The 24096-nt window shown below is 73.3% G+C and carries 20 protein-coding genes and 1 riboswitch; of the genes, 5 read left to right on the top strand and 15 right to left on the bottom strand.

Annotated elements, in window-relative coordinates; all coding sequences use genetic code 11:
* The 4 genes from SCA03_RS16325 to SCA03_RS16345 all read right to left on the bottom strand — a co-directional run.
* On the bottom strand, window positions 1–1263 hold a 1263-nt coding region (locus tag SCA03_RS16325; protein WP_141275467.1), incomplete at its 3' end, for a hydantoinase/oxoprolinase N-terminal domain-containing protein.
* Entirely contained in the window at window positions 1260–2339 is a 1080-nt protein-coding gene (locus SCA03_RS16330; RefSeq protein ID WP_158102264.1) for an S-methyl thiohydantoin desulfurase family protein, read from the bottom strand. The genes SCA03_RS16330 and SCA03_RS16325, both read right to left, overlap by 4 nt.
* 123 nt (window positions 2340–2462) lie before the next feature.
* On the bottom strand, window positions 2463–2696 hold the full coding sequence (locus tag SCA03_RS16335; RefSeq protein ID WP_086814885.1) for a hypothetical protein: 234 nt from the start codon (window positions 2694–2696) through the stop codon (window positions 2463–2465).
* Window positions 2697–3335: 639 nt separating this feature from the next.
* On the bottom strand, window positions 3336–4772 hold the full coding sequence (locus SCA03_RS16345) for a C39 family peptidase (RefSeq protein WP_141275469.1): 1437 nt from the start codon (window positions 4770–4772) through the stop codon (window positions 3336–3338).
* A 439-nt stretch (window positions 4773–5211) separates the two neighbouring features.
* Here SCA03_RS16345 and SCA03_RS16350 point away from each other — a divergent pair, with 439 nt between their 5' ends.
* Both SCA03_RS16350 and SCA03_RS16355 read left to right on the top strand, forming a co-directional pair.
* Window positions 5212–5931 carry a uridine kinase family protein gene (locus SCA03_RS16350; protein ID WP_030875834.1) on the top strand — a complete coding sequence of 240 codons (720 nt, stop codon included), beginning with the start codon at window positions 5212–5214 and terminating at the stop codon, window positions 5929–5931.
* Between the two features lie 407 nt (window positions 5932–6338).
* On the top strand, window positions 6339–8444 hold the full coding sequence (locus SCA03_RS16355) for an AAA family ATPase (protein WP_030875831.1): 2106 nt from the start codon (window positions 6339–6341) through the stop codon (window positions 8442–8444).
* On the opposite strand, the gene SCA03_RS16360 is transcribed toward SCA03_RS16355, so the two are convergent.
* From SCA03_RS16360 to ribD, 10 genes are all read right to left on the bottom strand, one after another.
* The gene (locus SCA03_RS16360) at window positions 8353–9498 is read right to left on the bottom strand and encodes a hemolysin family protein (protein ID WP_030875828.1); all 1146 of its coding nucleotides are present in this window, start codon (window positions 9496–9498) and stop codon (window positions 8353–8355) included. The genes SCA03_RS16355 and SCA03_RS16360 overlap by 92 nt on opposite strands.
* Window positions 9495–10910, bottom strand: a complete 1416-nt coding sequence (locus SCA03_RS16365; protein WP_086816859.1) for a hemolysin family protein — start codon at window positions 10908–10910, stop codon at window positions 9495–9497. Before SCA03_RS16365 ends, SCA03_RS16360 begins: the two co-directional genes overlap by 4 nt.
* Before the next feature lie 247 nt (window positions 10911–11157).
* Window positions 11158–11631: a PH domain-containing protein gene (locus SCA03_RS16370; protein WP_030875821.1), complete on the bottom strand. Its 474-nt coding sequence runs from the start codon at window positions 11629–11631 to the stop codon at window positions 11158–11160.
* Between the two features lie 71 nt (window positions 11632–11702).
* A complete protein-coding gene (gene hisG / locus SCA03_RS16375) occupies window positions 11703–12551 on the bottom strand; it encodes an ATP phosphoribosyltransferase (protein WP_030875819.1) in 849 nt (282 codons plus the stop codon).
* A gap of 171 nt (window positions 12552–12722) precedes the next feature.
* Window positions 12723–12995 (bottom strand): phosphoribosyl-ATP diphosphatase, encoded by a 273-nt coding sequence (locus SCA03_RS16380; RefSeq protein WP_030875816.1) that lies wholly within the window; start codon window positions 12993–12995, stop codon window positions 12723–12725.
* Window positions 12996–13028: 33 nt separating this feature from the next.
* On the bottom strand, window positions 13029–13514 hold the full coding sequence (ribH, locus tag SCA03_RS16385) for a 6,7-dimethyl-8-ribityllumazine synthase (protein ID WP_030875813.1): 486 nt from the start codon (window positions 13512–13514) through the stop codon (window positions 13029–13031).
* A gap of 160 nt (window positions 13515–13674) precedes the next feature.
* Window positions 13675–15057 (bottom strand): bifunctional 3,4-dihydroxy-2-butanone-4-phosphate synthase/GTP cyclohydrolase II, encoded by a 1383-nt coding sequence (locus SCA03_RS16390; protein ID WP_030893305.1) that lies wholly within the window; start codon window positions 15055–15057, stop codon window positions 13675–13677.
* Window positions 15058–15137: 80 nt separating this feature from the next.
* A complete protein-coding gene (locus tag SCA03_RS16395) occupies window positions 15138–15818 on the bottom strand; it encodes a nicotinamide mononucleotide transporter family protein (protein WP_030875808.1) in 681 nt (226 codons plus the stop codon).
* Entirely contained in the window at window positions 15815–16492 is a 678-nt protein-coding gene (locus tag SCA03_RS16400) for a riboflavin synthase (RefSeq protein ID WP_086816729.1), read from the bottom strand. The genes SCA03_RS16395 and SCA03_RS16400 overlap by 4 nt, the downstream gene beginning before the upstream one ends.
* Window position 16493: 1 nt before the next feature.
* Entirely contained in the window at window positions 16494–17660 is a 1167-nt protein-coding gene (gene ribD, locus SCA03_RS16405) for a bifunctional diaminohydroxyphosphoribosylaminopyrimidine deaminase/5-amino-6-(5-phosphoribosylamino)uracil reductase RibD (protein WP_086816730.1), read from the bottom strand.
* 191 nt (window positions 17661–17851) lie between these two features.
* Window positions 17852–17982: riboswitch (FMN riboswitch) on the bottom strand.
* A gap of 777 nt (window positions 17983–18759) precedes the next feature.
* Here ribD and SCA03_RS16410 point away from each other — a divergent pair.
* The 3 genes from SCA03_RS16410 (at window position 18760) to SCA03_RS16420 (ending at window position 23221) form a co-directional block, all read left to right on the top strand.
* A complete protein-coding gene (locus tag SCA03_RS16410) occupies window positions 18760–19911 on the top strand; it encodes an MFS transporter (protein WP_051855758.1) in 1152 nt (383 codons plus the stop codon).
* Window positions 19912–20428: 517 nt separating this feature from the next.
* The gene (locus SCA03_RS16415; protein WP_086816732.1) at window positions 20429–21862 is read left to right on the top strand and encodes a uracil-xanthine permease family protein; all 1434 of its coding nucleotides are present in this window, start codon (window positions 20429–20431) and stop codon (window positions 21860–21862) included.
* Window positions 21863–22579: 717 nt separating this feature from the next.
* A complete protein-coding gene (locus SCA03_RS16420) occupies window positions 22580–23221 on the top strand; it encodes a hypothetical protein (RefSeq protein WP_030875791.1) in 642 nt (213 codons plus the stop codon).
* A gap of 78 nt (window positions 23222–23299) precedes the next feature.
* Here SCA03_RS16420 and SCA03_RS16425 read toward each other — a convergent pair whose 3' ends face one another.
* Window positions 23300–24052 carry an SDR family oxidoreductase gene (locus tag SCA03_RS16425; RefSeq protein ID WP_141275470.1) on the bottom strand — a complete coding sequence of 251 codons (753 nt, stop codon included), beginning with the start codon at window positions 24050–24052 and terminating at the stop codon, window positions 23300–23302.
* Window positions 24053–24096: the final 44 nt, after the last annotated feature.

Here is a 24096-nt window from a genome sequence, read left to right on the forward strand (position 1 = left end):
CACACCAGGGATGGCGTCCGGGATCAGGTGGGCTCCCCCGCCGACGGCGATCAGCGGCAGTTCGCCTCGGGAGGTCTTGATTCTGTCGGCAAGGATGCTGAACTGCTCGTCGACGTGGGCCAGCACCTCCTCCACGGAATCGTCGGTGAGGCTCACGAGCGACGGATCGCCGAACTGAGCGCGCCGGGAGGCCACGCTGATGTCGCTGAGAGTGAGTGTGTTTCCGCCGTAGACGAGCGCTTCCTCGGTGATCCGGTAGCCCACGCTGTCGGGGCCGACCTGGGGCGGACTCGTCGAGCCGACGATCGTGCCGCCGCCGATTCCCACCGAGATCAGGTCGGCCATGCGGTAGTTGGTACGCACGCCGCCGACCTCGACGGCCAGTGCGGACTCGCGGGGGAACCCATCGACGAGCAGACCGACATCCGTCGAAGTGCCGCCGACATCCATGACGATGGCGTTGTCGACCCCCGAGAGGTAGGCGGCTCCCCGCATGGAGTTGGTGGGTCCGGATCCGATGGTCATCACCGGCCGACGCACGGCTCCGTCCGCAGTCATGAGGGTTCCGTCGTTCTGCGTGAAGAACATCTCGGCGGTGATGCCATGGTCGGCCAGCGCGCCGGTGAGGCCGTCGCGGGCCGTCCGTGCGACGTCGACGAGGGCGCTGTTGAGGATCGCTGAGTTCTCGCGCTCCAGGAGGCCGAGTCCGCTGACCTCGTGGGAGGCAGTGATCATGGCGTCCTCTCCGAGCACGCCCCGGAGGATCGCGACCGCCTGGAGCTCGTGGTCAGCGTTGATCGGCGAGTTCATGGCTACGACCGCGACGCCGTCGACGTCACGACACTGTTCAGCGAACTTCGTCACGGCTTCACCGTCGAGGGGGACGAACACGCGCCCATCGACGTCGTGACCTCCTCGAACAATCTCCACCGGGCCTCGTACGACATCCACGAGATCTTCCGGCCACTCCGCGAACGGCGGAATTGCGCGAGTGGCCGGAGCGCCGATCCGCAGAAGTGCCACACGGCCGAGTCCGGACCGGCGGATGATGGCGTTCACCGGATGCGTGGTGCCCAGCATGACTTGTCCGACCGCCGTGCCGTCGACCTCTGAGAGCACGCCGACAAGAGCTGCCCGGATGCCCTCGAACACATCCGGCGACGTGGGTGCCTTGTGCCAGGCCAAGACATCGCCGTCCTGATGGACGACAGCGACGTCGGTGTTCGTCCCTCCGACGTCGATACCGATTCGAAGCTCCTTCATGCCGTTGCTCCCTCAAAGAAGTGGACGTAGTCCAGGTCGTATCCGAATGCGCGCGGCCCGACCAGGTCGATGGCTTCGGGCGTCAGCCACCGCTCGTGCGCCGGAGTCGCCAGGACGTGCAGCCGCTGGCCGTAGGCGAGGCCGTCGGTGAGCACGGCTTGTGCAGTTTCCACGTCAAGGGTCGTGATCAGGTCAGGGCTGGTCACGACGGGGCGACCGTTCTCGAGCGCGACCAGGTTCTCGTTCTGGAAGTCCAGACGCATGATCCGGTCGGAGTCCTCCACATGCTCAAGCGTGACGGTGCCGAGATTCCAGCCGCCCTCGGTGCGCCGTTCGAGGTCGATCACCTTGCCGGTGAAGACGATCCTGCCCTCGCAGAACTCCAGGAGGTCGTCGTAGCCGTTCCCGGCTCCACCGGCGACCGCGCGGAGGCGCTTGCCGATCTCGTGACAGTAGGTCAGCGAACCGATGATGGAGGTTTCCTGCACGCGCTGTGCGGTCATCGGGTACATCGCCGCTACGGCCATCATTCCCATCTGGACCAGCGTCGCTCGGGTGATCCGCTCGACCTCGTAGTTGTCGACGCCTTCGATCAGCACCACGTTGCCCTTCGTGTCGGCAACCACACCCGGCGAAGCCGGCACGCCTTCCAGCTGCCAGAGCGTCATCTCGACCTTGGGGAAGCACCGACGCATCCCGTCGGCGTCGATCGCCGGCAGACCCAGCTCGGCAGCTGCGGCGACAGGCAAGACGGCGTTGCCGCCGCCAAGCTCGGCGGCCATCAGCGCGACCGCCTTGCGCCCGAGGCGCTTCTCGAGTGCCCGGACCGCGATTCGCCACTCGGAGCCCTCGAAGAACCTCTCGATGAGCGCGGTCGGCGCGCCACCAGCCCCGACCGGAATCACCAGTCCATCGGCGGGCAGGTCGTCCGGCTGCACGATGGGAACGGGGCCGTATCGCCTCACCGCGTCCTTGACCATCAACATGGGGATATGCGGACCCCATCCGCCGCCGGCGCCCAGGACGGCAGCCCCGGCCACGAAGTCGTCGATGTTGTCGAGCGTTACTGCTTTCATGAATCCTCCTCGTGTGGCACCAGCAAACCGATTGTTGGCAGATCGCGCAGCGGTCGGAGACCACATGTGGAGGTCCTTGGCAGTGCAGACTGCCCACCGCACGGCACAAGCTCCATCCCACTGTCAGGGCAGCTCCAGCACGGCGATGGGCATTGCGCCTCGTCGCAACCGTCCGAGGGCACGCATCCGGTTCTGATCACGAACCAGGCCAGGGTCGACCTCGCCCGAGCCCGGTTGCTGCGCGAGGAACTCGACGGCGCTCAGGCCGCGTTGGACCCGGTGTTCCTTGTGCCCGCGGAATGGCGAGGAGCCGGCATCGTCGAGCGCATGGCTGCCGTGCGGACCCAGCTGTGCCATCCACGGTTCAACCACGTGGGGGCGAAGCGACCGCCCTCGGTGAGCGGATCGAGGAGTTCAGTGCTGCTGCCGCTGCTCACAAACTCGGTGCGGAGACGCTCTCGGCCCTCGACAGTTGGGCAGTCAGGGCCCCAACGCGAGCCAGAATCGCGGCTTCCTTCGCTGGTGAGATGCCCGTCCCTGCGTGGGTCCGCCACAAGGGCAGTTCTGTCCACTGCTTCACCTGGTGGGCGGTCAACAGGTCGTCGGGGGCCCAGGTGAGGTGCCCTCGCCGTCCTGTCACCTCCACACACGCTGAAAGGAGTCCGCTCATCGTGTCGTGGCCGATGGGGGCGACGACGTTGAAGGTCCCTGGCAGCCGGGTTGCGGCATGGTCAAGCGCGAACTCGGCAACGTTGCGGACGTCGATGGGCTGGATCGACTGCGCTGGATCGCCGGGGGCGAGGATCGTGCCCCCTCGCGATGCTCGCTGAAGCCACCACGGCAAGCGGCCGACGTACTCCCCCGGACCGGAAGGGGCTGGACGACCACAGCTCCATCAAGGTCGCGGCCGACCGGTACGGACCCTGACACAGGACGGGCGCGAGCGGTGCCGACACGTGGTGGGCACCGCGTGCGCGCCGTACGTCAGGCAGAGGCTCAGCTCAGACCGTGCTTGCTCAGCACCCGCTGCTGGGCCGACGTCAACTTCAGGGGGAAGAAGACGTAGCAGACACCGCCCGAACCGCCCAGGACCTTGCCGGAGGCGTCCTTGCGCTTCGTCCGCAGCCAGATGTTCTCGAACTGCCGGCGTTTGTAGATGTGGCGGACCGACGGATTGTCGGGGGACGCGGGGTCGTTGGCGATGACGTCGCCGGAGGCGGTGAAGCCGATGACGGTCATCAGGTGGCCCGCTGTGCCGTAGCCGGCGCCGTCGAGTTCGGACTCGATGAAGGACTGCGAGGTGATCAGCGGGATGCCCGCGGCGATGAACTCCTCCGCGTCGTTGAGGGAGTCGAGGCGGGTCACGACGGCCTGCATGTCGCGGTACGTCGCGGCGTACGCGGTGTTGAAGGGCCAGTTGCCGCAGCCGTTGTACTGGTAGTCGAAGGTGTGCCGGGCCGCGTGGCAGACCTGCGGGTCGGCGTAGTCCGGGTCGACCCAGGCGAGGTCCTCCTCGGTGGGCCGGCGCCCCCAGTACTCGACGATCATCTGGGCGGACGTGGGGCTGCACCACGCCTCTCCCCCGTTGTCGTACTCGGGGTACTGCCCCTTGTGGATCTCCTGGGAGTAGCGCGGCACCTTCAGCTCCACGGCACGGCCGAGGCCCGGTTCGGACTCCGGCACCTCGAAGCGGGCCGGTACGTCGGAGGCCATGACCGCGGCCCGCCACACGGTCGGGGTGGCCTCGCTGCCGGGGGCGCGGCAGAGCGTGAGGCGCAGCCGGAGGGAGGCGAGGCGCAGTCCGCCGGAGAGGTCGTCGACGGCGAGGGTGTCGGTGGAGACGGTGCTCTTCCCGTCGCCCTGGTCGTCGACGGAGGTGCGGCGCGGGACGTCGGCGCCGTCGCCCGACGTCCAGACGCCCATCGTGTACCAGGGGGTCTCGGTGCCGTCCGAGTAGGTGCCGCGCAGTTCGACCCGGATCCATGTTCCGGCGGGCGTGTGCGCGTTCCAGGAGGCGATGGCCTCGCCCGCGGGGACGGCCGGTTCGTACGCCGGAGAGGTCCAGGTGGCGTACTCCCAGGTGGCGCCCTTGCCGGTGTGCGGGTCGCGGTAGTCGACGGTGCCGGCCGGGCGCGCGAGGACGATGCCGGGGCGGGATCCGTCGGCCGGGGCCGTCCCGCGGGCACGGCCCGAGCTCCAGTCCCGCCGGGAGGACCAGGTACGCAGGTCCACGTGTGGTTCCTTCCTGCCGGGCCGGGTGCGGGCGGGGGCGCGGGGGTGGCCGGGCGCGGGGGCGCCGGGGCCGGCACCGGCACCCGGTCGGCCGTCGGCCGCCAGTGCGGGGCCGGAGGCGGAGACGGACGCCGCCGAGGCGGCGACGGCGACGGCGGCGGTGAGTACGGTGCGGCGGGCGGCGGGTCTGCTGCTGGTCATGCGGGGTGCCCCCAGTCCTCGGTGCGGTGCGGTGCGGTTCTCGCGTGGTTCTCGCTCGGCTCTCGGCTCGGTGCTCGGGTCCCGGTCCGGCCCGGTGCTCGCTCGTCTCGCTCGGCTTCCGGTTCCGGGTGCTCGGTTTCGTCTCTTCCTCGGTGCTCGGATCCCGGTCCGGCCCGGTCTCGGGTCCGGACCGGCTCTCGTCGGGTTGTCTTCGGGCTCTCGTCGGTACGGGTGCGGTGGCTGTTCGGGTCGGTCGTGGTGGCCCGGACGGTGTCGGCGGAAGCCCACTATCGCCGCTCCCCGTGGCCCGTGCCACACCTGCGGCACACCCGAGCGCACACACTTCGGCCCGCCCCGGGCACGCGCCTCCGCGCAGGCCCCGCTCCCGCCGGGCCCCCGGCGCGGCAGGTGTACCTGTTCTGCCGCGTACGCTGGGGTGATGCCGTCCTTCACCTCGCTCGAAGCGTTCGCCCGGCTGGTGCCGCGGTTGGCTCCGTCGTGCGGGCCGGTGCGGCTCGTCGGGGTCGACGGGTACGCCGGGTCGGGGAAGACGACGCTGGCGGGGCGGCTGGCGGGGCTGTGCGGTGGGGCGCCCGTGGTGCACCTGGACGACATCGCCGAGCACGGTGCGCTGTTCGACTGGACGGAGCGGTTCGTCACAGAGGTGCTCACGCCCCTGGAGCGGGGGGAGAGCGCGCGCTACGGGGTCTACGACTGGGTGAAGCGGACCCGGGAGCGGACGTCGGTGGTGTGCCCGGCGCCGGTCGTCCTCGTGGAGGGAGTGGGCGCGGGGCGTGCGGCGCTGCGCTCCTCTCTGGCCTGCCTGTTGTGGATGGATGTGCCGCGCGCGACGGCGTGGCGGCGCGGCCGGGAGCGGGACGGGGCCGCTCAGGCGGAGTTCTGGGCGGGCTGGATGCCGGCGGAGCGGGCGCATTTCGCGGCGGATCCGTCGCGCCCGTTCGCGGATTTTCTCGTGCGCGAAACGGTCACTTCCGGACGGGAAACGGGCAGCCGTCCTGCCCGGCAGGAGGGTGGTGCGGCCGTTCCGGAAGGTCCGTTCGGGGAGTTCCCGGTGCCCGGATACGAGGTGTTCGAGGGGCCGGGGCGGGCAGCGGGAGGACCCGTGGATCTCACGCTTCGTATAACAAGCGGGAGTTGAGACCGATCTTCTTGTGCCTCTCGGGCCGACCGGCTTGACCGGCGCCCCCGGGACCGATTACGTTTCCAACAAGCGGTCTACGCAGGCCGCCTGTAGACACGAAGCCCCCGGTTGTTCCCCCGTGACCGGGGGCTTCGTTCTGCTCTCCCGGCCCCAAGCGGAAGCGCTCAGCCGCGTTTTGCTCACTCTTCGTGTTGCTTCCTGGGGCCGGTGCGATGCCGCTTCCGGGGCTCTCCGGCGGGCCGTCCGCCGCCCTCGACGGCGCCTGCGCACGGCGGGTGCCCGGCCCGCACACACCGGTCCATCGGGGCCGTACACCTCCCTTCGGCCGGGGACGACACGCGGGTACGATGCGGAACAGCGCGGGAACCCCGGGTGATAACCGGCAGACGACGGGGGACGTTTTCGTGGGGGACGTGAGGAACTTCGGCACACAGGACCCCCAGGGCCTGTATGCCCCGGCCGAACTCGCCTGGCTGCGCGGTGTCGACGCGTACACGGTCGGCGGGTACGCCCAGGCCGAGGAGGAGTTCCGGACGGCCGTGCGCCTCGATCCGGGTATGGCGGACGCCTGGCTCGGTCTGCACGCGCTGCGCGCGGAGACGGCGACGGCGCTGCTGCGCATGTACCACCACCGCGACCGCTTCGGCGAGCAGCGCTCCCGGCACGCCCGTACGCTCAACTCCTGGTACTGGCTGGGCTGGTGGGTGCAGCCGGTGCTGGAGAACCGGCGCGATCTGCTGCTGGCGCACGCCTCGCACTGGCTGGACGGCCGTCATGTCGCCGAGCTGGACCGCGCGTTGGCCTCGTGCCCGCCCGTGGACGCGGATCCGCAGGTGCGCTTCCTGCACGCGTGCCGCGCCTATCTGACCAAGGACTGGGAGGGGCTCGTCGCCCACACCGAGTCGCTGGTGGACGATCCGCTGCTGGGCATCGAGGCGGGCCTGTTCGCGGGGATGGCCCGGGTCCGGCTGGAGATGTACGGGCAGGCGGAGCCGCTGCTGGCCGCGGCGTTGATGCGCTGCCGCAGCGAGCAGCCGCAGCGCAAGGAGCTGCGGTACTGGCTGGCGCGGGCCCGGGAGGGCACGGGCCGCAGCGCGGCGGCGCTGCCGCTGTACCGGGCGGTGCACAGGATCGACGCGTCGTTCATGGACACGGCGGCGCGGCTGACGGCGATCGCCGACGGCGAGGCGGCGGGCGGCGCGGAGGACGTGGCGACGGGCCTGCTGTCGGGCGGACGGGACGGCGGTGCCCGGGAGTTGTCCGACCGGGCGGGCGATCCGCTCACCGAGCCGGCCGACCCGGCGGACCCGGGGCAGCCGGCCGACCCGGGCCGGGCGGGCGGCGCCGCGCCGTCGGGTGCCGCGGCACCGGGCGACGCGTTCGGCGGTCAGCCGTACGGCACGCCCGGGGAGTACGTGCCGGGCGCCGGTGAGGGCCCGGAGCCCCTGGAGCCGGGGCCCGGCCCGGACGGGGACGGGCTGCGGCTGGAGGACACGGGCGATCCGGCGGAGCCGGTCCGGGTGGACACGGGAGCGGTGCGCGCGCTCACCTCGCCCGGCGGCGGCCGGTACCCGGACGCGGGCCTGCCGAGCGGCCCCGCCGATCCGGTGCTGCTGAAGCAGGCGCTGGACGAGCTGGAGCGGATGGTCGGGCTGGAGCCGGTCAAGCGTCAGGTGCGGGCGCTGTCGGCGCAGTTGCGGATGGCGCGGCTGCGTGCGGGGCAGGGCCTGCCGGTGCAGCCGCCGAAGCGGCACTTCGTCTTCTCGGGCCCGTCGGGCACGGGCAAGACGACCGTCGCCCGGATACTCGGCCGCGCGTTCTACGCGCTGGGGCTGCTGGGCGGCGACCATCTGGTGGAGGCGCAACGGGCCGATCTGGTGGGCGAGTTCCTGGGGCAGACGGCGGTGAAGGCCAACGAGCTGATCGATTCGGCGCTGGGCGGTGTGCTGTTCGTCGACGAGGCGTACGCGCTGTCGAACTCCGGTTACACGAAGGGCGACGCGTACGGGGACGAGGCGCTCCAGGTGCTGCTGAAGCGCGCGGAGGACAACCGGGATCAGCTGGTGGTGATCCTGGCCGGCTATCCGGAGGGCATGGACCGGCTGCTGGCCGTCAACCCGGGGCTGTCCTCGCGGTTCACCACGCGGGTGGACTTCCCCAGCTACCGGCCGATGGAGCTGACGGCGATCGGCGAGGTGCTGGCGGCGGACAACGGCGACGTGTGGGACGAGGAGGCGCTGGAGGAGCTGCGCAGCATCAGCGGGCACGTCGTCGACCAGGGCTGGATCGACGAGCTGGGCAACGGCCGCTTCCTGCGCACGCTGTACGAGAAGAGCTGCGCCTACCGCGATCTGCGGCTGTCGGGCTACGCGGGCACCCCGTCGCGGGACGATCTGGCGACGCTGCGGCTGCCCGATCTCATGCAGGCGTACGGCGAGGTGCTCTCGGGCCGCGGTCCCGAGGGTCCGCGGCCGGGTCCGCCCGGTCCGCCGTCCCCGTCCCCGGACTGACTCCGCGCGCCGCGGGCACCCGGGGCGCGGCGTGCGCCGGGTCGTGCACCTGGCCGACGAGCGTCTCCAGGACGTCCTCCAGCGCGGCCAGCCCCTGGAGCCGCCCGGCGGCGTCGACGACGGCGGCGAGGTGGGCGCCGCCGTCCCGCATCGCGCCGAGGGCGTCGTCGAGGGGCAGTTCGCCGCGCAGCGTCGTCATGGGGCGCCACAGGTGCGCGGGGACGGCGCGGTCGTGCTCCTCCAGGTCGAGGACGTCCTTGACGTGGAGGTAGCCGAGGAAGCCTCCGTCGGTCGCGCGGACGGGGAAGCGGGAGAAGCCGGTGCGTACCGTCAGCTCCTCGACCTGGCGCGGGGTGACGGCGGCGTCCACCGTCACCAGTCCGGCGGGGGCGAGGAGGACGTCGGTCAGCCGCCGGGAGCCCAACTCCAGGGCGCCGCCGAGGCGTTCGTGCTCGTCGCGGTCGAGGAGCCCGGCCTCGCGCGCGTCGTCGACCATCCGGCCCAGCTGTTCGCTGGTGAAGACGGCCTCGACCTCGTCCTTGGGCTCGACGCGGAACGCCCGCAGCACGAGGGCGGCGCAGGCGCCCAGCGCGGCGGTCGCCGGCCGGGTGAGCCGGGCGAAGGCCACCAGCGCGGGCGAGAGCCACAGCGCGGTGCGTTCGGGGGCGGCCATGGCGAGGTTCTTGGGGACCATTTCGCCGATGACGAGGTGGAAGAAGACGACGACGGCCAGCGCCAGGACGTAGCCCAGCGGGTGCACGAGGGCGTCGGGCAGATGCACCGCGTGGAAGCAGGGCTCCAGCAGGTGCGCGACGGTCGGCTCGGCGACGGCGCCGAGGGTCAGGGAGCAGACGGTGATGCCGAACTGGGCGGCGGCCATCATCTGCGGCAGGTTCTCCAGCCCGCGCAGCGCCCGCCGGGCGCGTGCGGAGCCGTCGGCGGCCAGCGGCTCGATCTGGCTGCGGCGCACGGAGACCAACGCGAACTCGGCGCCGACGAAGAAGCCGTTGGCCAGCACCAGCGCCGCGGCGAACAGCAGTTGCAGCAGGCTCATCGCGCCACCGCCCCGTGCCGCCCTGCGGGCCGTGCCGCGGCCGGGGTGCGGGCGCGGCCACCGGCGACCACCCGGACGCGTTCGGCGCGGTGGTGGGCGACGCGCCGCACCCGCAACTGCCAGACGCGTACGGCCCCTTCGGCGGCGCCGTCGGGGGCGCGCAGCTCCACGGTGTCGCCGGGCGAGGGGATACGGCCGAGCAGATCGGCGACGAGGCCCGCCACGGTCTCGTAGGGCCCCTCGGGCGCTTCCAGGCCGATGGCGCGCAGGGCTCCGACCCGGCAGCCGCCGTCGGCCTCCCAGGCGGGCCGGCCCTCGGCGCCCGGGGGCGCGGGGGCGAGGGTGGGCGCCTCGTCGCGCAACTGGCCGTCGTGCTCGTCGCGTACGTCGCCGACGATCTCCTCGACGATGTCCTCCAGGGTGACGACGCCCGCGGTGCCGCCGTACTCGTCGACGACGACGGCGATGGGCTGCCGGCTGCGCAGCCGCTCCAGCAGCGGCCGTACGGGGAGCGACTGCGGCACGAGCAGCGGGCCGACGGCGATCCGGGCGACGGGGGTGTGCAGCCGCCGCTGCGCGGGGACGGCGAGGGCGTCCTTGAGGTGGACCATGCCGGTGACCTCGTCGAGCCCGTCCCGGTAGACGGGGAAGCGGGACAGCCCGGTGGCCCGGGTGAGGTTGAGGACGTCCTGCGCGGTGGCCTGTGCCTGGAGGGCGCTGACGCGGACGCGCGGGGTCATCACGTGCTGCGCGGTGAGTCCGCCCAACGCGAGGGTGCGGACGAACAGTTCGGCGGTGTCCTGTTCGAGGGCGCCGGCCCGGGCCGAGTGCCGGGCGAGGGAGTCGAGTTCGCCGGGGGTCCGCGCGGAGGCCAGCTCGTCGGCGGGCTGCACTCCGAACAGCCGCACGATGCGGTTGGCGGCGGCGTTGAGGCCGGCGATGACGGGCCGGAGCAGTGCGGCGAACAGCCACTGCGGCCGGGCGACGAAGCGGGCCACGGCCAGCGGCCGGGACACCGCCCAGTTCTTCGGGACGAGTTCGCCGACGACCATCTGCACGGCCGAGGCGAGGAGCATGCCGCCCACCACGGCGGTGCCGCCGACCGCGCCGCTCGGTATCCCGGCGGCCGTCAGCGGCCCGTCCAGCAGCCGCGCGAGGGCGGGTTCGGCGAGCATGCCGGTGACGAGCGAGGTCAGGGTGATGCCGAGCTGGGTGCCGGACAGCTGGAAGGAGAGTTCGCGCAGGGACCGTACGACGGCCCGGGCGGCCCGGTCGCCCCGCGCGGCGGCCTGTTCGGCCTCGGGTCTCTCGACGGTGACGAGCCCGAACTCGGCGGCGACGAAGAAGCCGTTGGCGAGGATGAGCACAAAGGCCGCGGCGAGCAGCGCCATCGGGAGGGTCGTGTCCGTCATGCCACGGCCTCCGCACGACCGGCTGCCACGGCGCTCGTACTGCTGGACGTTCCGTCCATCGCGGGAGGTGGTCACTCCTCGGGTCGCAGGGGCCCGCGAGGGTGCGGGGGCGGCTCTTGCCTGCGCCCAGAGTAGTCACGGGCCCGGTGGCCGCGAAGCCGCTGCGGCCCGCTTCCGGGCTTCCCGGCTTCCCGCGTTCACGCCCGGGCGGGGTGCGGCGTCCGCCCGGGCGTCAACGCGCGCCGGTTCAGCGGTCGGTGGCGGGCCCGGCCCCGTGGTGCTCGACCAGGGCGCGCAGGGCGCGGGCGTCCCGCAGGGCCTGCTGTTTGGCGATGCCCGGCTGGATGCCCATGGCGGCCATGCTGGTGCCGTCGGCCAGGTCCAGCGCGACCCAGGGGTCGCCGGGGCGCAGATGGACGCCGAGAACCTCCGCCCATTCGAGGCGGCGCTTGGTGGTGAGGTTGACGACGGTGAGGCCGCCCTCGTCCGCCGTGACGCGGGGCCGGCTCAGCAGGACGAGCACGGCGAGGAACAGCGCGGCGGTGAACACGAAGCTGGCCCGTTCGCCGCCGCCGATCTCCAGCAGGAAGGAGATACCGGTGATGACGACGAAGGCGAGGACGCCGACGGTCAGCAGCACCACACGGGTGACGGTGGGCCGGAACGTGACCGGGAGGGCGGGGAGTCGGGACGCGGAGGGCGTCGAGGGTGTCGAAGACATGGGAGGCGTCGAAGGCATGGGGTTCGCAGAGGTCGGGGTCGGCTCTTCGGGTCCGCTGCTGTGCACCGCACTCACAGCCGGCAGGCGTGGATGCCGGTGGTGAGGATGGCGCGGGCGCCCAGCTCGTAGAGGTCGTCCATGATGCGCTGCGCCTCCTTCGTACGGACCATGGAGCGCACGGCGACCCAGCCCTGGTCGTGCAGCGGGGAGACGGTGGGCGACTCCAGGCCCGGGGTGAGGGCGACGGCCTGTTCCAGGTGTTCGGCGCGGATGTCGTAGTCCATCATCACGTAGGCACGGGCCACCAGGACGCCCTGGAGGCGGCGCAGGAACTGCTGGACCTTCGGGCCGTCGGAGCCCTCGCCGGTGCGGCGCACGACGACGGCCTCGGACTCCAGGATGGGCTCGCCGACGATCTCCAGACCGGCGTTGCGCAGCGAGGTGCCGGTCTCCACGACGTCCGCGATGACCTGGGCGACGCCCAGTTCGATGGCGGTCTCCACGGCGCCGTCGAGGTGCACGACGGAGGCGTCGATGCCGCGCTCCTTCAGGTGGGCGGCGACGATGCCCTCGTAGGAGGTGGCGATCGTCAGCCCGTTCAGGTCCGCCATCTCCTCGACGGTGCCGGGCTTGGCGGCGAATCGGAAGGTGGAGCGGGCGAAGCCGAGCGGCAGGACCTCCTCCGCCTCGGCGCCGGAGTCGAGCAGCAGATCGCGGCCGGTGATGCCGATGTCGAGCTTGCCGGAGCTGACGTAGATGGCGATGTCGCGGGGGCGCAGATAGAAGAACTCGACCTCGTTCTCCGGGTCGACGGCCACGAGTTCCTTGGACGCCTTGCGCTGCTGGTAGCCGGCCTCATGCAGCATCTCCCCCGCAGGGCCGGAGAGGGAACCCTTGTTGGGGACGGCGATGCGCAGCATGATGCGGCCTTTCTCGGACGGGGAAGGTGCGGGGGGGGGTGCAGAGTGTGCGGGGGTGCGGGCTGTGCGGCGCGGGACGTGGGGCACCGGCGGCCCGCCCCTGCTCGGGCCGGGCTCGGCCCGTGCTCAGGGCAGGGCCCGGGTCGTGCTCGGGTGGTGCTCAGGTCGTGCTCAGAGGTGAGCGTATACGTCGTCCAGGGAGATGCCCCGGGCGGCCATGAGGACCTGGAGATGGTAGAGGAGCTGCGAGATCTCCTCGGCGGTGCGCTCCTCGCCCTCGTACTCGGCGGCCATCCACACCTCGGCGGCCTCTTCGACGATCTTCTTGCCGATGGCGTGCACGCCGAGCGAGGCGAGTTCCGCGGTGCGGGAGGTGGTGGGGTCGCCGGTGGCGGCCTTGTGCTGGAGCTCGGCGAAGAGCTGCTCGAATGTCTTGTTGGCCATGGTGGTCCCAGCCTACGCGTTGGCGACCTGCGGCTATCGCCAGGGTTCGGCGACGGAGCGCAGGGTCGTCGCGGTGGCCACGGCGGCCGTCACCGCCTCGTGCCCCTTGTCCTCGGCCGAGCCCGGCAGGCCGGCGCGGTCGAGGGCCTGCTGCTCGGTGTCGCAGGTCAGCACGCCGAAACCGACGGGGACGCCGGTGCGCACGGAGACCTCCGTCAGGCCCTGGGTGACGCCCTGGCAGACGTAGTCGAAGTGCGGGGTGCCGCCGCGGATGACGACGCCGAGCGCGACGATCGCGTCGTAGCCGCGGTCGGCGAGGACCTTCGCGACGACGGGCAGCTCGAAGCTGCCGGGGACGCGCAGCAGCGTCGGCTCGTCGATGCCCAGCTCGCGCAGGGCGCGTACGGCGCCGTCGACGAGCCCGTCCATCACCTGTTCGTGCCACTGCGCGGCGATGACGGCGACGCGCAGGTCGCCGCAGTTCTTCACGGTCAGTTCGGGTGCGCCCTTGCCGCTCACGGTGCTCCTCGTGCTCCTCGTGTCCGGGGTGTGCCGGGTGTCAGGGTGTGCCGGGTGTTCGGGGTCGGTGCGGGTGTCCGGGGTATTCCGGCACGCTTCAGGGTGTGCGGGGTTTTTCGGGGTGTTCCGGGGTGTGCCGGGGTGTGCCGGTGTCCGGGGCTCACTGGCTGCCGCACGGGGAGGTGTGTCCGGCCTCCAGCCACGGCAGGTCGTGCCCCATACGGTCCCGCTTGGTACGCAGGTAGCGCAGGTTGTGCTCGCCCGCCTGGACGGGCATCGGCTCCCGGCCGGTGACCCGCAGCCCGCCGCGGACCATGGCGGCCGTCTTGTCCGGGTTGTTCGTCATCAGCCGCACCGAGCGCACCCCGAGGTCGGTGAGGATCTGCGCGGCGGCGGCGTAGTCCCGGGCGTCGGCGGGCAGGCCCAGCTCCAGATTGGCGTCGAGGGTGTCGCGCCCGCGCTCCTGGAGTTCGTAGGCGCGCAGCTTGGACAGCAGCCCGATGCCGCGCCCCTCGTGGCCGCGCAGATAGAGGACGACGCCGCGGCCCTCGCGCTGTACCCGTTCAAGGGACGCTTCGAGCTGGGGCCCGCAGTCGCAGCGCTGGGAGCCGAACACGTCCCCGGTCAGGCACTCGGAGTGCACCCGCACCAGGACGTCCTCGCCGCCGTCCGGATCGTCGGGCCCGCCGGTGGCGCCGACGGACAGCGCGATGTGCTCGACGCCGTCGACGGTGGAGCGGTAGCCGTAGGCGTGGAAGGTGCCGTGCCGGGTGGGCAGCCGCGTCGTCGCCTCCCGGCGGACGGTGGGCTCGGCCGAGCGCCGGTAGGCCACGAGGTCCTCGATGGAGATGACGCGCAGCCCGTGCTTGTACGCGAACGGGACCAGCTCGGGCAGCCGCAGCATCTCGCCGTCCTCGCCGGCGATCTCGACGATGGCGGCGGCGGGCCGCAGCCCGGCCAGCCGGGCCAGATCGACCCCGGCCTCGGTGTGGCCGGGCCGGGCGAGGACCCCGCCGGGCCGGGCACGCAGCGGAAAGGCGTGGCCGGGGCGGACGAAGTCCTCAGGGGTGGTGTCGGGGTCGGCGAGCAGCCGGATGGTGGTGGCGCGGTCGGCGGCGGAGATGCCGGTGGTGACGCCGTGTGCGCCGGTGGCGTCGACGGAGACGGTGAAGGCCGTGCCCATGGACTCGGTGTTGCGCTCGACCATCTGCGGCAGGGCGAGCCGGTCGACGTCCGCCGGGTCCATGGGGGTGCAGATCAGGCCCCGGCACTCGCTCATCATGAAGGCGACGATCTCCGGGGTGATCAGCTCGGCGGCCACCACCAGATCGCCCTCGTTCTCCCGGCTCTCGTCGTCGACGACCACCACGGGCCGGCCGGCCGCGATGTCCCGCACGGCCTCCTCGACGGGGTCGAGGACGAGCCCGGTGCCGGGGTCGGTCCCGGCCGCGCCGTCCGCGGCGCCGGCGGCCCGGGCGGGACGGGGGAACGGAGGCGTTCCGGCGGGCTCGGGCCCCTCGGGGAACTCGGGTTGCGCGGTCATGGGCGTAACTCCTTTGCTCTGTGCTCGTGGCGCGGGGCGGGGCTCGCGGGGCGGGGCGGGCGCCCCGCTCGCCGCGCGGCTCACAGCGCCGCCCCCGCCGGCTCGGCCCCGGTCCGCTCGGCCGCGGCGAGCACCGCGGCATCCACCCGGGAGCGCTGCCACCACGAGCGCAGCCCCCACAGGACGAGCCCGAGGTAGACGACGTAGACGAGGCCGGAGAAGGCCAGCCCGCTGCTGAAGGCCAGCGGGACGCCGACCACGTCGACGAGCAGCCAGGCGAACCAGAACTCGACCAGGCCGCGCGCCTGGGCCACCATCGCCGCGAGGGTGCCGACGAAGATGTAGGCGTCCGGCCACGGGTTCCAGGACAGCTGCGGCACGAGGCCGAACAGCCAGCCGACGGCGAGGGTGCCGACCAGCGTGCCCAGCGCCAGCACGCCGCGTTCGCGCCAGCTCGCGAACCGCACGGCTATGGAGCCGTCCTGCGCCTGCTGGTGCCCGCGCCGCCACTGCCGCCAGCCCCACAGCGCGACGACGATCACCAGCAGCTGTTTGCCGACGCCGCCCGCCAGATGGGCGTAGGCGAAGGCGCCGACGAGGATCAGGCCGGAGAGCAGCTGCGCCGGCCAGGTCAGGATGGAGCGGCGCCAGCCCAGGGCGAGCGCCACGAGACCGATGGTGTTGCCGAGCATGTCCGACCAGAGGATGTGCTGGCCGAGAACGGCGAACGCCTGGCTGTTGAGCCATTCCAGGACGCTCACCGGACCGCTTCCTTCCGGGACGCCGCGGCACCGTCCCCGGCGTTCCCGCTGTCCCTGCCGCCCCCGCTGTCCCCGCCGCCCGTCCCGGCGTGGCCGAGCAGCCGCTCCACGTACTTGGCGAGGACGTCGACCTCCAGGTTGACGGGGTCGCCGGGCTGTTTGGTGCCGAGGGTGGTCAGCGCGAGCGTGGTCGGGATGAGGGAGATGGTGAAGCGGTCCTCGGCGGCGTCGACGACGGTGAGGCTGACCCCGTCGACGGTGATCGAGCCCTTCTCGACGACGTACCGGGCCAGCGCACCGGGCAGGGTGACGGTGATGTCGGTGCCGCCGGCCGTCTCGCGGCGCTCGGCGATGGTGCCGGTGCCGTCGACGTGTCCCTGCACGAGGTGGCCGTCGAGCCGCCCGCCGAACGCCAGCGGCCGCTCCAGGTTGACGGGCGCGCCTTCGGTGAGCGAGCCGAGGACGGAGCGGTGCAGCGTCTCGGCCATCACATCCGCGGTGAACTCCCCGTCCTCGCTGGTCACCACGGTGAGGCAGACCCCGTTGACGGCGATCGAGTCCCCGTGGCGTACGCCCTCGGTGACCTTCGGGCCGCGCAGCCGCAGCCGCGCCTGCTCGCCCAGGTCCTCGACGGCGAGAACCTGTCCCAGCTCTTCCACGATTCCGGTGAACACGTCAGGACTCCTCGTTCGCTGTGGTGGACGGCCGGTGGCCGGCCCGCGCGGGCGGCGCCGGGTGGCCGACGGCGGTGATCCGCAGATCGGGGCCGAGGCGCTCGGTGCCGCTCACGGTCAGCCGCAACGCCTGGGCGATGGTGCTGATTCCGGCCTCGCCCAGCGCGGACGGTCCGGCGCCGAGCAGGACGGGGGCGAGATAGCCGACCACCCGGTCGACCAGCCCGGCGGCGACGAAGGCACCGGCGAGCGTGCCGCCGCCCTCCAGCAGGACGGAGCGCACCCCGCGTGCGTACAGCGCGGCGAGCAGCGCGCCGAGGTCGAGCCCGGGGCGGCGGTCGCCGGGGCGGCCGGAGCCGTCGGCACCGTCGGCGTGGGGGCCCTCGCGGGCGCCGCGGGGCAGGCGCAGGATCTCGGCGGCGCCGTCGAGCGCGGTGGTGTCGGCGTCCTTGGCCACGGCGACGAGGGTGGGCGCCGCGTCGTCGAGCACCCGGGCGCCGGGGCGGACGACGGCGGCCTCGGTGTCGAGGACGACGCGCAGCGGCTGGACGGCGCCGGGCACTCCGCGCACGGCCAGATGCGGATCGTCGGCGCGTGCCGTGCCGGAGCCGACCAGGACGGCGTCGGAGGCGGCACGCAGCCGGTGCACATCGGCGCGGGCCTCGCGGGAGGTGATCCACCGGCTGGAGCCGTCGGCCGCCGCGGTGCGCCCGTCCAGCGTGGCCGCGTATTTCCAGGTCACGTGGGGGCGGTGGTGGAGGACGGCGGTGAGCCAGGCGGCGTTGCCGGCGGCGGCCTCGTCGGCGTGCAGGCCGCCCTCGACGCTGATCCCGGCGGCGGCGAGGGTGCGGGCGCCACCGGCGGCACCGGGGTTGGGGTCGGCGACGGCGTAGACGACACGGGCGACACCGGCGTCGATGAGCGCGCGGGTGCACGGGCCGGTACGGCCGGAGTGGTCGCAGGGCTCCAGGGTGACGACGGCGGTGCCGCCCCGTGCGTCGTCCCCCGCCTCGGCGAGGGCGTGGATCTCGGCGTGCGGTCCGCCGGCGCGCTGGTGCCAGCCCTCGCCCACCGGGCGGCCGGCGGCGTCGAGAACGACGCAGCCCACGACCGGATTGGGGCTGGTGGCGCCGAGTCCTCGCGCGGCCAGTTCGATGGCGCGCTGCATGGCGGCACGCTCGGCTCGCGCCGCTTCGGGTGTCCCGTGGTGGGGGGCCACCGGGTCCTCCTGCCTGTTCGGCACGGACTCCGGGGCGATACGGACTGTGGACGGACCACGAACGACGGCCACGCACGGGGCGGGCCCCTCCGCCCTCGGCGGTGGGCGTCCACCGCCACGGCGACACCGGTTCCGGTCCGCCGCGCACTGCCTCCCATCCGGACTTTCACCGTCGGTCCAGGAATCTCACCTGGTCAACCGGTCGCTGGCGGCGATCGGGTCGCGGACTGTAACCGCCGGTTCGGACTTTCACCGACCCCGGAGTGCGCTGACGTCACTGGTAGTACGCGTCCAGTCTGCCACGGCCTCCGGGTACCCATGCGGGCGAGGTGTGTGGCCTGACTCACAGCCGAGCGGGACACGAGCGTCCCCGTACGCCGCTCACATGCGGGAACCGCCGCTTGCGGCCCCGAGGAGTGTTCGTCGCACACGCGACCGGGGCACGATCTCCGCGCGGCGACCGCCCACGACAGCGGACGGCCGCAACGGAACAGCGGTCGGCCGCCGCGGAAACAGCGGGCCGGACGGTGCGGATCAGCGGACCGGACGGTCCCCGTCGTGCCGGTCCGACCGGTCCCACAAGGGGCGGACGGCCGACGGCGACGGACGGCGGTTGGCAACGGCGGACGGCGGTTCGACAGCGAAGGACCGGCGTGGGGCGGGCGGCGGCAGCCGGAACGGGCGGGAGGCGCGGATGCGGAGCAGGAGCGGTAGCGGGAGCGGGAGCGGGGCCGAGGCGGCCGGTGACGGCGGAGTCGCCGGAGGCGGTGCGGGCGGCGCGGGCGGCGCGGGCGGCGGGGACGCCGGCCTCGTCGGCGCGGCACCGCCCGGGCCGAAGCCGGGCCGATCGCCGGGACCGGCACCGGAACAAGCTCCCGGGAGGCAGCCGGAGCCGCCTCCGGGCCAGACTCCGGGACAACCGCCGGGAGGACCGGCGGGAGGACCAGCAGGAGGACCGGCGGGGCGCGGTGGTGCGCCGGGCCGGCGGCCGGAGCGGCAGGTGCGGGCTGCGCGGGTCGCGGTGGCGGTGGTGTTCGCCGCGCACGGGATGGCCAGCGGGACGTTCGCGACCCGGATCCCGTGGCTGCGCGAGCACCTCGGGCTGGGGACGGGCTGGCTGGGCCTCGCGCTCGTCTTCATGACGGCGGGCGCCTCGGCGGCGATGCCGCTGTCGGCGCGGCTCACCCACCGCTTCGGGCCGCGGCGTGCGCTGGCCGGGGTCGCGGTGCTGTGCTTCGCGGGGCTGGTCCTGCCACCGCTCGCACCGGCGCTGGTGTGGCTGTGCGCCGCGCTGTTCCTGTACGGCTGCGGGCTGGGCCTGATGGATGTGGCGATGAACGCGCAGGGCGTCCGGGTCGAGGAGCTGTACGGGCGTTCGGTGATGTCCGGGCTGCACGGGCTGTGGAGCGTGGGCACGCTCGTCGGCGGCGCCGGGGGCGCGCTGGCGGCACACGCCGGGCTGGACGCGCGGCTGCATCTGGGCCTGGCCGCACCGCTGTTGGCGCTGGTCGCCGTCGTCGCCACCCGCTGGACACCGGGCCCGGCACCGTCCACGGCGGCCGGGGCGGACCCGAAGAACCGGGCGGCCGGGGCGGGCGGGACGGACGCGCCGGAGGGCGACGGGCAGGAGGCTCCGCCGCGGTTCGCGCTGCCCTCGCGGGGCGCGCTGGCGGTCGGACTGCTGGGCTTCTGCGCCGTCTTCGCCGAGGGCGCCTCGATGGACTGGTCGGGCATCTACCTCGACGATGTGACCGGCGCCGAGCCGGGGCTGGCCGCCTCCGCCTACACGGCCTTCGCCTGCACGATGGCGCTGGCCCGGCTCTCCGGTGACGCGGTGGTCCGGCGCATCGGTCCGGTCCGCACGGTGCGCACCGGCGGGCTGCTGGCGACGGCGGGCGCCGCGCTCGTGGTCGCGGCCCGCACGCCGCCGGTCGCGGTGGCCGGATTCGCGCTCATCGGCATCGGCATCGCGGTCGTCGTCCCGCTGTGCTTCGCCGCGGCGGGGCGGCGCGCGGGCGGCAGCCCGGGCCAGGCGATCGCGGGGGTGGCCACGCTGGCGTACGCCTCCGGCCTGGGGGCGCCGGCCATCGTGGGCTGGGTGGCGCAGACGACGAGCCTGTCGGTCTCGTTCGGCGTGGTCACGGCGCTGCTGCTGGGGCTCGTCGTGGGAGCCGGAGTACTGCGCACCGGTTCCGACTGAGGGCCCTCCTCCCGCGCGGCATCGGACGAGGCGGAGCGGCGTGCATCGGCGGAGCCGGGCCGGGCGACGGTCCGTTCCATCGGCCGAGCTGGGCCGAGCCGGGCACCGCTCCATCAGCGAAGCCGGGCACCGCGCACCGGCAGAGCCGGGCCGGGCGACGGGCCGTTCCACCGGCGGAGCCGGGGCCAGGCGGGGCGCCGCTCCATCCGCGGATCCGGGCGCCGAGCACAGCGCCGGGGCCGAACACCCGGAAACGGGCACCCGAAGTCGGGCACCGGAGACGGGCACCGGAGACGGGCATCCGGAGTCGAGCGCCCGGCCCCCGCCCCCGCCACTCGGCCCACTTGGCTCAACCACGGCCGCCCCACGCCGAGTTGGTGCGTGCGGGTACGTCCGCCCCGGAAGGGCGTCGGGCCAGGTCGGAGGGGGTTTCCCGGCCACATATCATGTGGGGCGATCAGATTCGGCCAGGAATGCGATCAGGTACGGGCCGGACGGAACAACCTCGGGAGCGAACATGAGCGGCGGCCTCGGCGTGCGCTGGAAACTGCACGGCGACGGACGCGTTCCGGCGCCCGGGGCCGTCGTGCGGCCGGACGAGCGGCTGTCCTGGCCGCGCACGGCCGGGCTCGGCGCCCAGCACGTGGTGGCCATGTTCGGCGCGAGCTTCGTCGCCCCGGTGCTCATGGGCCTGGACCCGAACCTGGCGATCATGATGTCGGGCCTCGCGACCATGATGTTCCTGCTCGCGACGCGCGGCCGGGTCCCCAGCTATCTGGGGTGCAGCCTCTCGTTCGTCGGGGTCGCCGCCGTCATCAGGGGCCAGGGCGGCTCCAGCGCGACGGTGACGGGAGCGATCCTGGCCGTCGGGGTCGCGCTCTTCCTGGTCGGCCTGGCCGTGCAGAAGTTCGGGGCGCGGATCATCCATGCGGCGATGCCGCCGGTGGTGACCGGGGCCGTCGTCATGCTGATCGGCTTCAATCTGGCGCCGGTGACGGCCTCCACGTACTGGCCGCAGGACCAGTGGACGGCGCTGCTGACGATGCTGCTCACCGGCCTCGCCGTGGTCTGTCTGCGCGGCTTCTGGTCGCGGGTCGCGATCTTCCTCGGCCTGGTGGCCGGCTACCTCATGTCGTGGGGCTTCGACACCGTCTTCGGGAAGATCCACTCCCAGGACGCGAGCGGCAAGGTCACCGACCACTGGCGGCTGGATCTGTCGGGTGTGGCCAAGGCCGACTGGTTCGGCTTTCCGCCGGTGCACGGCCCGGACTTCTCGTGGTCGGCGATCCTCGTCGCGCTGCCGGTCGTCATCGCACTGGTCGCGGAGAACGCCGGACACGTCAAGGCCGTGGGCGAGATGACCGGCGACCCGCTGGACGACAAGCTCGGCACGGCCATCTCGGCGGACGGCGCCGGCAGCATCCTGTCCACCGCGTTCGGCGGCCCCGCCACGACGACGTACTCGGAGAACATCGGCGTCATGGCGGCCACCCGCGTCTACTCCACCGCCGCGTACTGGGCCGCCGCCTGCTTCGCCCTGCTGTTCGGCCTGTGCCCGAAGTTCGGCGCGATCGTGGCCGCGATCCCGGGCGGGGTGCTCGGCGGCATCACGGTCATCCTGTACGGGATGATCGGGCTGCTCGGCGCGCAGATCTGGATCAACAACCGGGTGGACATGCGCAGTCCGCTCAATCTGGTGCCGGTCGCCGCGGGCATCATCATCGGCGTCGGCAACGTCAGCCTGAAGTTCACCGACAACTTCGAGCTGAGCGGTATCGCCCTGGGCACCTTGGTCGTCCTCACCGGCTACCACGTCCTGAAGGCCCTCGCACCGCCGCACATGAAGGCCCAGGAGCCCCTGCTGGACGAGGGCACCAGCGGCTACGACGAGCAGACGGACACCACCGGCACGGACGGGCCCCGCCCGCACCCGCGCCCGGACGAGGGCTGAGCGCACTGAGCGCACGCCGAACGGCGAACAACAGGAGCCCGCGGCTCCGCGCCACGACGGGGACGGGGACGGGAACGGCAACGGCGACGAAGGCCGGGACGGCGACCGGGGACGCGGTACGGCGGGGTGGTTCAGCACTCCGGCAACACCGCTCCAGTCGGTCTGTGACCCGACGGGCGGCCGGAGTTGGGGGTTCCGTTGTGGCGGCTGTGCAGGTGCGGTCCGTCGGCTCCCGCGGCCCGCTCCGGAACGCCCTTGCGACCCCCGCGTCGCGTGCGGAAGGTTGGGCAGGCTCCGTCCTGACGGGCGGGCTCCGCACGTCGCACCGTCGCAGTCCTGTCGAAAGAGACCTCACCGATGACGCAGCCACCGCCCGACGACGGCCACCCGCGCCACCCCGCACCGCCCCCGCCCCCGCCCCCGGCAGGACCGCCCGGCCCTCCGGCAGGCCCCCCACCGGCCCCGGGCGAGCCCTCACAGGGCCAACCCCCGCAGGGGCAACCCCCGCAGGGACAGCCGCCGCAGGGGCAACCCCCGTACGGTCAGGGCCAGTACCCGCAGCACGGTCCGTACGGCGCGCCCGCTCCCCCGCCGCCGCCCGGTGCCGGGCACAACCCCTACGCGCAGCCGGGGCCGCCCGGTGCGCCGGGTCAACCGCCGGGCCCGGCCCAGCAGTTCGGTGCCTACGGTGCGCCCGGGCAGCCGCCGGGAGGCCCGTTGGGCGGTCCGCCGGCGGGGCCGCCGGGAAAGAGCCGGCGCCGGGCGGCGATCGTCATCGCCTCGGCCGTCGCCGTGGCGCTGCTGGCCGGCGGCGGGATCTTCCTGGCCACCCGGGACGGCGGCGGGAACGAGAAGGACGACGCGTCCTCCTCGCAGGAGCAGGGCGCGGACGACAAGTCGAGCGCACAGCCGTCGACCGACCCGGGCGAGGAACCGTCCGACGAGGCCACGGACGACTCCCTGGACGAGTCGCCGTCGGCGGACGACCCGGAGGACGGGGAGGATCCGGAGGACACCGAGAACATCCCCAGCGGGGATGCGACCGGCACCGGCATCGAGGCGATCTGGATGTCGGACGGCCACGGCGCGCTCGGGCTCTTCCACGACGACCCGTCCGACAAGCGGAAGATCACTGCCACGTTGGCCGACAGCGGTCTGGAGTGCCGGGGCCGGTACGAGAAGCGCTCCGGCGCGGGGAAGTACCGGATCGCCCTGCTGTGCGAGAAGAGCGGCGAGGACGCGCCGGACCGTGCGGCGGATGCGACGCAGGACGGCGACGAGTTGAAGCTGAACTGGGACGTGGGTCCCGACAAGGGCAGCACCACCACCTTCCGGCGCTACCAGGACCCGCCCCGGTGAGCACCGAAGCGGACACGGCCGCCTCCCCGCACGCCCGCGGCGCGGGGGCGCGGGCGTGCGGGGAGGCGGGCCGGCCCGTCAGCGCTGCTTGGCCGGGCGGACGACGATCTCGTTGACGTCGACCTCGGGCGGCTGGGCGAGCGCGTAGGAGAGGGCGGCGCCGATGCTGTCCGCCGGGATGCTGTCCGCCCGGTAGGTGCGCATCGCCTCCTGCGCGACGGGGTCCGTGATCGTCTCGGCCAGCTCGGACTCGACGACGCCGGGCGAGACGGTGGTGACGCGGATGCTCGGGTCCACCTCCTGCCGCAGCCCCTCGGTGACGGCCCACGCGGCGTACTTCGTGGCGCAGTAGACCGCGCCCGTCGGCACCACCTGGTGCGCGCCGATGGAGGCGACCGTGACGAAGTGGCCGCTGCCGCGCCGCTGGAAGTGCGGCAGCACGGCGGCGATCCCGTGCAGCAGGCCGCGCACGTTGACGTCGAGCATCCGGTCCCACTCGTCGACGAGCAGTGCGTCCAGCCGGGACAGCGGCATCACCCCGGCGTTGTTGACGAACACGTCGATGCGGCCGTGCTGTTCGACGGTGGTGTCGACGAATGCGGCGACGTCGGCGCGGTCGGTCACGTCGAGGCGGCGCACATCGGCGCTGCCGCCCGCCTCCTCGATCTCCCGGGCGAGCGCGCCGAGCCGGTCGGTGCGGCGGGCGCCGAGGACCACCCGGTGGCCCTCACCGGCCAGCCGCAGCGCGGTCGCCCGGCCGATGCCGCTGCTCGCGCCGGTGATCGCGACGACCTTGGACGCGGCGGCAGGGGTGTTGTCGTGCGGGGACATGCGTACTCCTTCTCGGGGTGCGGTGGAAGCCTCAGGGGTGAGGC

It is taken from the genome of Streptomyces cacaoi (assembly GCF_006539165.1).
GTDB lineage: Bacteria > Actinomycetota > Actinomycetes > Streptomycetales > Streptomycetaceae > Streptomyces > Streptomyces cacaoi.

Excerpts from the sequence above, each read along its gene's own strand:
- SCA03_RS16410 (WP_051855758.1), top strand. The coding sequence starts at position 18,760 with ATGGCCAGCGGGACGTTCGCGACCCGGATCCCGTGGCTGCGCGAGCAC.
- SCA03_RS16425 (WP_141275470.1), bottom strand. The coding sequence starts at position 24,052 with ATGTCCCCGCACGACAACACCCCTGCCGCCGCGTCCAAGGTCGTCGCG.
- SCA03_RS16380 (WP_030875816.1), bottom strand. The coding sequence starts at position 12,995 with ATGGCCAACAAGACATTCGAGCAGCTCTTCGCCGAGCTCCAGCACAAG.
- SCA03_RS16335 (WP_086814885.1), bottom strand. The coding sequence starts at position 2,696 with ATGGCACAGCTGGGTCCGCACGGCAGCCATGCGCTCGACGATGCCGGC.
- SCA03_RS16360 (WP_030875828.1), bottom strand. The coding sequence starts at position 9,498 with ATGAGCCTGCTGCAACTGCTGTTCGCCGCGGCGCTGGTGCTGGCCAAC.
- SCA03_RS16370 (WP_030875821.1), bottom strand. The coding sequence starts at position 11,631 with ATGTCTTCGACACCCTCGACGCCCTCCGCGTCCCGACTCCCCGCCCTC.
- SCA03_RS16350 (WP_030875834.1), top strand. The coding sequence starts at position 5,212 with ATGCCGTCCTTCACCTCGCTCGAAGCGTTCGCCCGGCTGGTGCCGCGG.
- hisG (WP_030875819.1), bottom strand. The coding sequence starts at position 12,551 with ATGCTGCGCATCGCCGTCCCCAACAAGGGTTCCCTCTCCGGCCCTGCG.
- SCA03_RS16330 (WP_158102264.1), bottom strand. The coding sequence starts at position 2,339 with ATGAAAGCAGTAACGCTCGACAACATCGACGACTTCGTGGCCGGGGCT.
- SCA03_RS16390 (WP_030893305.1), bottom strand. The coding sequence starts at position 15,057 with ATGACCGCGCAACCCGAGTTCCCCGAGGGGCCCGAGCCCGCCGGAACG.
- SCA03_RS16365 (WP_086816859.1), bottom strand. The coding sequence starts at position 10,910 with ATGACGGACACGACCCTCCCGATGGCGCTGCTCGCCGCGGCCTTTGTG.
- ribD (WP_086816730.1), bottom strand. The coding sequence starts at position 17,660 with ATGCAGCGCGCCATCGAACTGGCCGCGCGAGGACTCGGCGCCACCAGC.
- SCA03_RS16415 (WP_086816732.1), top strand. The coding sequence starts at position 20,429 with ATGAGCGGCGGCCTCGGCGTGCGCTGGAAACTGCACGGCGACGGACGC.
- SCA03_RS16345 (WP_141275469.1), bottom strand. The coding sequence starts at position 4,772 with ATGACCAGCAGCAGACCCGCCGCCCGCCGCACCGTACTCACCGCCGCC.